The organism is Streptococcus mitis (assembly GCF_001074635.1).
Classification (GTDB): Bacteria; Bacillota; Bacilli; order Lactobacillales; family Streptococcaceae; genus Streptococcus; species Streptococcus mitis_E.
The window spans coordinates 1-7,988 of the sequence record NZ_JUQO01000089.1; the positions used below are offsets into that span (position 1 = coordinate 1).

Here is a 7,988-nt window from a genome sequence, read left to right on the forward strand (position 1 = left end):
AAGAGCAAACTAGGAAGCTAGCCGCAGGTTGCTCAAAACACTGTTTTGAGGTTGGAGATAGAACTGACGTGGTTTGAAGAGATTTTCGAAGAATATAAATTTGAAATAAGGCTGATAGTATTCATTTCACTATCAGCCTTACAGGTTATTTAACGTTTCAGAAAAACTATAATGTCAAGATTAACTAAACAGTATCTAATTCCTTCAAATAATTTTCTATCTTCATCAACATTAAAGGATTGTTATAAATCTTACATAACTCTCTTGCTTCTATATAATAATTTTTGACTTGTTCTTTGTCTAGAAATTTGGCTCCAGCATTTCCTACAAGAATAAGTAGAGGAGCCAGTTGGTAGCTTGTCTGTCTTTGTTTACAGAGTTCAATCGTCTCAAGAGCTTCTTGGATGGCTTCGTTATATTTTTCCTTTGACACTAGGTAGTGAGCGTAGTTGTAACGAACTCTGATGTAGCCAAATAAAAACTCTTGATGCTCAAAATTTTTTGTCTGATATAACTCCATCAAATGAGAGTAGTTTGCCTCATATTCTTGTTCACGACCCACTAAGGAATAGAAATTAGATAGAGTATTCAACGCCTTTAAATAAATCAGAGTATTTGAGGAGACTTTTAATAATATATTTTCCAATGAAGAAATAGCCTCACGCTTACTGTCATATTGATAGAAGTCAATAATAGCTTTAATCCATTCAAGGTAAGTTCGGTCTTCTAGTGTTAGAAAAGTACTTCGTTCAATCTCTATTCTATAAATATATTCCAAATCGTCATAATTTCTATCATCTAATAGTCGAACAGATAATTGCTTGAAATTAGAGAGGTTAGATTTAATTTCAATTTGTTCATTAAAAAAATAATCTAATGGCACTTCAAGTCGTTGTGAGAGTTTGAACAAAAGGTCTGCGGAGGGAATGAAATGCCCTCTCTCAATTTTACTAATCTGGCTTTGTTCACAAATTCCTTCTGCAAGAGTTTGTTGGGAGAGACCTAACTCTTTTCTTTTCAATCTGAATTTCTCTGCGAGTGTATTCATTAAAGATAATAAACCTTCCTATTTGCTTAATTTCATTATAAAATTTTTAGTTCAAAATAGCAAGTTAAAGGAATAAATAATTCTCTATGGTAATTTTTTTTAAAAAAAGTTAAATATTACATAAAAACGCTTGGCTAAATAAAATATATCTGTTAAAATAAGGATAACGAAAAAGAAAAGGGTTTCACGAATGAAGAAAAATCGTGGAATTCAAAAATTAGCTATATTAGCATTACTAGGTGTTTTATGTTTAGTAATACAATTCCTTACCAACAATTCATTCAGAAGAATAAACAATTGGAGATTCGAGTGCAATCACAAAAGAAGTCCAATGGTCTTGATGTTGGGAAGGCAGATTAGTTGATTAAATGATGAAAATACTATTAACTATATAGTATTCCTGTTTTATCTAACTTTTAATTAGAAAGAAGTGATTCGAATGTAGTAGGGTTTGATTTGTTGATACTTCTAAAGGCAGTCATTGTTATTGTTAGATTTTAAGTGAAAGAAGTGAGGGCTTTACAATGAAGAAAAGCATAAAAAAAATAATTACAACATCTTTACTTACACTGACTTTAGCTGGTGCAGGTGGTTCGATTGTTTCAGCTGCAACAGTTTGGTATAAAGGTACTGCAGTTTATTGGAATTATGGTCGTACTGCTGGTCTTCGGAGCTATTCAAATGTTCAGTCTAGTGTTTACGAACACTCATCAACTGCTAACGGGGCATTCTCAGGCTGGCAATCACCTGGAGTAGAAGCACATGTTTCTAAATTCATTGGAACTGTACAGCTGAATGTTACTGGAATTGTAGGTAAGTACTTATGACATACAAAAACATATTATTAGGTAAAATGAGATACTTAATCCTGTTTTTGATTACCATCCAGAGTGTCTTACTTGCTCTGGTGGCAATTTTTTTAGCAGGTTTACAGTATCAACAGTCATGGCAGAGTTATAATCATCATTCCGGGACCGTAACAGTTTATCTTCAGAAGTTAACAGAAGAGCAATCACAAGATGTATTTAATTATTTTTTAGAACAGAGTGACTTGTCCATATGGACAAAACGTTCTGAAAGTAGTGATACAGGAAAAGGTCTAAATAGGATTTATATAGACATCCTTGGTAGTTCTGCTGGTTTTTCAGATTTTGAAAGTACGGGTAAAATAGTTGTCTCACAACAACAATTTGCAGATTTATTATCTCATGGTGATAATAGTATGACTATTGGACTTGACAAAGGGTCAAATAATATGCTTTACGAGCTTCCAGATTTATTATTTAGCACACCTGTAGTCATTGAACGATTAGATTATACTTTCCAAAACACTAATACGATTAATGGGACATACCATATCAATGGTCTCCACGATGCTGTCTCAAGAGATAACTTTCTGTTGCATCTTTCAAAGATGTCAGGTATTTCTGTTGAGGATTTGACAAAAGAAAGTTTTGGAAGTAGTACTGATCAGGGAATTTGGGGAATAATACTTGCTATCAGCATCATAGTAAATGCCCTCATTTTACTGATCCTATTCTTAATCTGTGTTCTTCAATCCTTTAAACATTTCGGAACATTGATTCTTTTAGGATGGGGTAGAAAAGAATTATGGTCTGCTTTTTTCAAAAATTCTCTACTATTTTCAATCTACATTATTCCAATTATCTCTTTATGTAGTTGGTTGTTGTCAGGCTGGTCTAGTTTTGGTTTATCATCGTTTATTCTAGTTTTTGCTGGAGTCAGCCTCTCAGTCTTGTTGCTACTATTGATATTCATTATTCCAACGATTATTGTTTATTCGGTTTCTCCATTAGCCGCAATTCATAAACGATTACCAATGAAGCCTTTAATGGTAACCTGCTTGTTATTCTATACCTTGGTAGCTGGTTTGTTAATCGCAGTCAGTTACTCTTTAGATGCTCCAATGAATCAGTTTATTGATAATATGAAAGTATCTAGGGAGTGGAAGAATGTTGAAGATATGTACGTTATATCCAGCTTTGTTGAGGGAGATGATGTAGGTACATATGCAGGAACTACAAATTCCCTTGAGCGCAGCATGTATAACTTTTACCAGCGTATATCTAAGCTTCCAGGTGTCTATATTGCCCAAGGAAAATTTCTTAATCAGGAGTACCTTGATGCAGTCTATGGGACATACCAGCATGTCCCTAAAAAACCATTTTGGTATTTGAAATTCTCCTATAATTACCTGCAAGACCTAGGTATTCCCCTAAGTGATGAAGAGTTGCTAGAGATGAGGAATGGTACTCGACTTTATCTTCTACCTAACACGCTCAATACAGAAGAACTTGAGGTGATGAAGGCGTATTTACAGGAAAGTGTCACTGTAAAACAGGGAGATTTACAAACTAATTTCACAGAAAATCAGAAATTTATATTCAAGGTTTACCAACCGTCTCGACCAATATTTACTTGGTCAGATTCCATTTCTTATGGTACAACTAGTGAAAATCCAGTTATTTTTGTCTCAACACCAGAGAATTTATATTTCATGGAGTCGGCAAACTTAGTTGTCAGTGGCTATAATGGTCTTTTGAAGATTCGTGATAGGGAAACGATGGAACAAGTAGTGTCCGTTTTAGAAACAGAATTTCCAGATTTAACGGATAATCGGTTGAGTTTTACAACTGTCAAGAACTTTATCAATGGTCTTCAAAAAGATCTGAGTTATACATTTTATCTTTTTGGCACGATTATAGCGATTATCATCATTACGATGATGGCTATTTTCTGGAGTTTTGTCTTAATGTACCGCTTGTTATTTGAAGAAAAATTGTATGTCCAATACTTTATGGGATTCTCACCATGGAAAAGATATATTGGTGTGCTTTCTCTCATTATTAGTTTTTCTGTGATGGAACTAATCGTTTCTATCTTGGTGGGTTCTAAGTTGGGAATAGTCATGACACTAGCTACATTTGCTTTTCAGATAATGCTTCTTTACTTCAGTTTGTTCCGTAAAGAAGGAGAGAGTATCATACAATCATTTAAGGAGTAATCTCATGTCTAGAATTTCAGTACAAAATGTATCAAAACAATTTGGTTCAAGAGAAATTTTCAAAGACTTAAGCTTTGATATTGAGGAAAATGAATTTGTAGCTTTAGTAGGACCTTCTGGTTCTGGAAAATCGACTATCCTCAATATGATTGGACTATTGGATACTGTTGACAGTGGTAAAATCCTAATCAACGGAAAAGTTTTGCCTAAGGTAAATTCGCAATCAGCAGTTCATTATCGAAGGAATGTCATCAACTATCTTTTTCAATCCAATGCACTCATTTCTACATCTAGTGTGAAAGATAACCTGATGCTTGCCATGACTTTTTCGAATTTCTCTAGACAGGAGAAAGAGCAGAAAATCAAGGAAACGCTAGAATTTGTTGGTCTACAAAATCGGTTAAATAGTAAAATCAATGAATTATCGGGAGGTGAACAGCAGAGAATTGCGATTGTGAGAGCTATTTTAAAGCCCGGAGATATTGTCCTAGCAGATGAACCAACCGGATCGTTAGATCCTGAAATGTCTCAAAAAGCATTCGATTTGATTCGAACTTTGAGAGATCAATTTGGTAAAACAATTTTAGTTGTTACGCATAATATGGAGCAAGCACGGCAATGTGATAGGATCATTTCACTGGAGTCGGTTCTTGTAAATTAACTCAACCATTATTAGCACTTGATACGGTTACTTCTATCAATAGTTTAGTAAGCTTGTTAGTTTATAGAGGGCATGGGTATTTCTGTCCTCTATTTTAGAATAAGGAATGCACTATGAAAAAATTATTTATACTCATATCCAACCTGCTTGCTAGTTTGTTCTTTGTTTGGGTATTTACCATTTGGACTGATACATATGTCTCCAATTATTACCCCAACGTTGTTGTACGTGATTCTTCCCCTGAAACAACTTTTCAGCATGTTGCTACACGCTTGGAAAAACTAGCAGAAGAAACGGATAGCTTTATTGCGATTCAACACCAGGATCTTAACTCAGAAGGTACTCCAGTGTTTTCTTATACGACCTTTGGGAACGGAAAGTTGCCTGATGGGCTACAGGAAAAAAATCTAGAAGATGCTCAAAGTAGTAGTGTTGAAACAAACTATTTTGTATTCGATGGAAACCTAGATATTCACTTGCTAAGGGAGGAGCTAAGTCAACTTGGCTTGACTAACATGCACCTGACAATTCCATCTAAACTATCTACGTTAATGGCTATCTTTAGTAACGGATTTCAGTTAATCAGTCTATTGATTTTCATCTTAACCTTTGGAGCACTGACTTTAATTAGTCAAATTAGCCAATTACGTTCGTCGGGCATTCGCCTCATTTCAGGAGAGAAACGGTGGTCCATTTTCCTTAGACCAGTTGGTGAGGATTTGAAAGGGATAGCTGTTGGTTTCAGTTTAGCTGGCGTGCTCGCCATTCTTATGCAAAAAATTCTGTCGTTTCCAACGCAATCCCTAATGACCATAGGAGAAGGCTTGCTCAGTTATAATCTCATCTTGTTGTTGATCTCCCTGTTTTTCGCTCAACTCTTCGCAGTTGGGATAAAAAAGATACACCTGATGCAGATTATAAAAGGGCAAGTGCCTGTCAGAGGAATCATTAGTTTGATTTTAATCGGTCAACTATTAGCGATTATTATTGTAACGCTGGGAATAGGGGGTAGCTTAAAGTATTCCCAAGCCTGGCAACAGCATCGGATTGGACAAGAGGCTTGGAGTCAGGAAAGGCAACTGATTACCCTATCAATCAGCCGTGAAGGAACGAGTCCTGGTTTTGATGAACAAGCTCAAAGGAAACTCAGAACTTGGTATCAATTGATGGATCTGGCTGTTTCAGAACAAAAGGCTTTCTTATCTAGACACCAGTTAATTGACCGTACTTTGCAAAATGGCATGGCTTCCTCCAAAAACTTTATAACCTCTACAGAATGGCACGATTACAACCCGAATGGCAATGTCCTTATCGTCACACCGCAATACTTGGAGCGTCAAAACATTCCTGTAGATACAACTATTGAGCAAAAGATGAATCACCTTGATGTAGGGGAGTTTGTCTTATTGCTGCCTGAACACCTCCGTTCAGAGGAAGAACATTATAAATCTGTTTTTGAAGACGACTTAACCAGTCGCATATCTAGTCAAGATGAACGACAGCAAATGACTGCTACGGTAGGTTATTTAGAATCAGGTCAGGATCGTTTTGTGTATAATACGACCCCTATTTCTTACCAGCAGTTTTTGAAAGATCCAATCATCATTGTTATAACACCCCAATCAACTGGTCCACAGTCCGTTTTGTTTTGGGTAGACGCAGTACAGAACTACGTTCTCTTTAATCAATTGTCTGATGCCCAGGAGCTTATCCAGAGACAAGGCATTGAAAATTGGGTCTCAGAAATGCAAACAGGTTACCACAACTACATCACATTATTGGATAATATCCAGAGGGAACGTTTGGTAATGCTAGCAGGAGCTGTGCTTGGGATTGCAACTTCAATCTTGTTGTTTAACACTATGAATAGGCTCTACTTTGAAGAATTTAGACGTGCCATTTTTATCAAACGCATTGCAGGTCTCAGGTTCTTAGAAATCCATCGCACTTATCTCTTTGCTCAACTGGGTGTGTTTTTACTGGGATTTGTTGCGAGTGTATTTCTTATGGTAGAGATAGTAGTTGCTTTCTTAGTCTCGTTACTCTTTACTGGTCTATCTCTTTTACAGTTACATGTCCAAATGCAGAAAGAAAACAAGATGTCCATGCTTGTTTTGAAGGGAGGTTAATATGATTGAACTTAAACAGGTGAGTAAATCTTTTGGAGAACGAGAGTTATTTTCGAATCTTTCAATAACATTTGAGGCTGGAAAAGTCTATGCCTTAATTGGTTCAAGTGGTAGCGGAAAAACAACCTTGATGAACATGATTGGGAAATTAGAACCTTATGATGGGACGATTTTTTACCGAGGTAAAGACTTGGCCAATTATAAATCGAGTGATTTTTTCCGTCACGAATTGGGCTACCTCTTCCAGAACTTTGGCTTAATTGAAAACCAAAGTATTGAAGAAAACCTTAAGCTAGGTCTCATTGGTCAAAAGTTGAGTCGGTCGGAACAGCGGTTGAGGCAGAAGCAGGCTTTAGAACAGGTCGGCCTGGCTTATCTTGACCTAGATAAGCGCATCTTTGAGTTATCGGGCGGAGAATCGCAACGGGTTGCCTTGGCAAAAGTTATCTTAAAGAATCCACCCTTTATTTTGGCAGATGAGCCAACAGCTTCAATAGACCCAGCAACCTCTCAGTTGATTATGGAGATTTTGCTATCTCTTCGAGATGATAATAGGCTAATCATTATCGCAACACATAATCCGGCAATTTGGGAGATGGCTGATGAAGTGTTCACGATGGATCGTCTGAAATAAAAATCCTTGTTTTTAATTGCACGATGAGTTACCGAAATATTATTATGAATCAATAATAGTGTAGGAAAGATTTTCCTCCTACAACCGTTTCAAAAGAAAACTATCTTTATTCCATGTTATTTTGAGGAAGATATTGTGAAAGTCAAAGATGATGATAAAGTTGAGTGGAATTTGTTAGAATTTCAAAAATTTAGAGCATTTTTGGCTTAGTAATCTGTGTTGAAGGCTCAAAACCTATGGTAAAAAAATAGCTTTGAAAACGTATTGCCTCCAAAGATTTAGTTAAATAATGATTTAACACAAAAAGAAATTATTGAAGTTCTGGAAAGATGTTGTTTCAGTATTGAGAAAAAGTGGGAAAAACTTGCGATTTTCACAGAGAAAGGAAGAAAAAGTATAGAAATATAGTCAATTGAAACAAGAACAGGACAAAAGAACCTTTTGTGCCATATTTTTCTCCTTTCGCTTTACAATTGGCTTGAACACCTTTA

Annotated in this window: 6 protein-coding genes and 1 pseudogene; 6 read left to right on the forward strand and 1 reads right to left on the reverse strand. The window is 35.9% G+C overall.

Annotation, left to right across the window (positions count from 1 at the left end; all coding sequences use genetic code 11):
• Positions 1 to 184 precede the first annotated feature (184 nt).
• Positions 185 to 1,048 carry a helix-turn-helix domain-containing protein gene (locus tag ADI58_RS03790; protein WP_049521524.1) on the reverse strand — a complete coding sequence of 288 codons (864 nt, stop codon included), beginning with the start codon at positions 1,046 to 1,048 and terminating at the stop codon, positions 185 to 187.
• Positions 1,049 to 1,238: 190 nt separating this feature from the next.
• Here ADI58_RS03790 and ADI58_RS11625 point away from each other — a divergent pair.
• The 6 genes and pseudogenes from ADI58_RS11625 (at position 1,239) to ADI58_RS03820 (ending at position 7,497) form a co-directional block, all read left to right on the forward strand.
• Positions 1,239 to 1,408 (forward strand): annotated as a pseudogene (locus ADI58_RS11625) (PhrA family quorum-sensing system peptide).
• Positions 1,409 to 1,572: 164 nt separating this feature from the next.
• Positions 1,573 to 1,875 (forward strand): hypothetical protein, encoded by a 303-nt coding sequence (locus tag ADI58_RS03800; RefSeq protein WP_239683525.1) that lies wholly within the window; start codon positions 1,573 to 1,575, stop codon positions 1,873 to 1,875.
• Entirely contained in the window at positions 1,872 to 4,073 is a 2,202-nt protein-coding gene (locus tag ADI58_RS03805) for a hypothetical protein (RefSeq protein WP_049521525.1), read from the forward strand. The genes ADI58_RS03800 and ADI58_RS03805 overlap by 4 nt, the downstream gene beginning before the upstream one ends.
• Positions 4,074 to 4,077: 4 nt before the next feature.
• A complete protein-coding gene (locus tag ADI58_RS03810) occupies positions 4,078 to 4,734 on the forward strand; it encodes an ATP-binding cassette domain-containing protein (RefSeq protein WP_049521526.1) in 657 nt (218 codons plus the stop codon).
• A 113-nt stretch (positions 4,735 to 4,847) separates the two neighbouring features.
• Positions 4,848 to 6,863, forward strand: coding sequence for a DUF1430 domain-containing protein (locus ADI58_RS03815; protein ID WP_049521527.1), 2,016 nt, complete (start codon positions 4,848 to 4,850; stop codon positions 6,861 to 6,863).
• A 1-nt stretch (position 6,864) separates the two neighbouring features.
• Entirely contained in the window at positions 6,865 to 7,497 is a 633-nt protein-coding gene (locus tag ADI58_RS03820; protein ID WP_049521528.1) for an ABC transporter ATP-binding protein, read from the forward strand.
• Positions 7,498 to 7,988: the final 491 nt, after the last annotated feature.

Excerpts from the sequence above, each read along its gene's own strand:
- ADI58_RS03790 (WP_049521524.1), bottom strand. The coding sequence starts at position 1,048 with ATGAATACACTCGCAGAGAAATTCAGATTGAAAAGAAAAGAGTTAGGT.
- ADI58_RS03800 (WP_239683525.1), top strand. The coding sequence starts at position 1,573 with ATGAAGAAAAGCATAAAAAAAATAATTACAACATCTTTACTTACACTG.
- ADI58_RS03805 (WP_049521525.1), top strand. The coding sequence starts at position 1,872 with ATGACATACAAAAACATATTATTAGGTAAAATGAGATACTTAATCCTG.
- ADI58_RS03810 (WP_049521526.1), top strand. The coding sequence starts at position 4,078 with ATGTCTAGAATTTCAGTACAAAATGTATCAAAACAATTTGGTTCAAGA.
- ADI58_RS03815 (WP_049521527.1), top strand. The coding sequence starts at position 4,848 with ATGAAAAAATTATTTATACTCATATCCAACCTGCTTGCTAGTTTGTTC.
- ADI58_RS03820 (WP_049521528.1), top strand. The coding sequence starts at position 6,865 with ATGATTGAACTTAAACAGGTGAGTAAATCTTTTGGAGAACGAGAGTTA.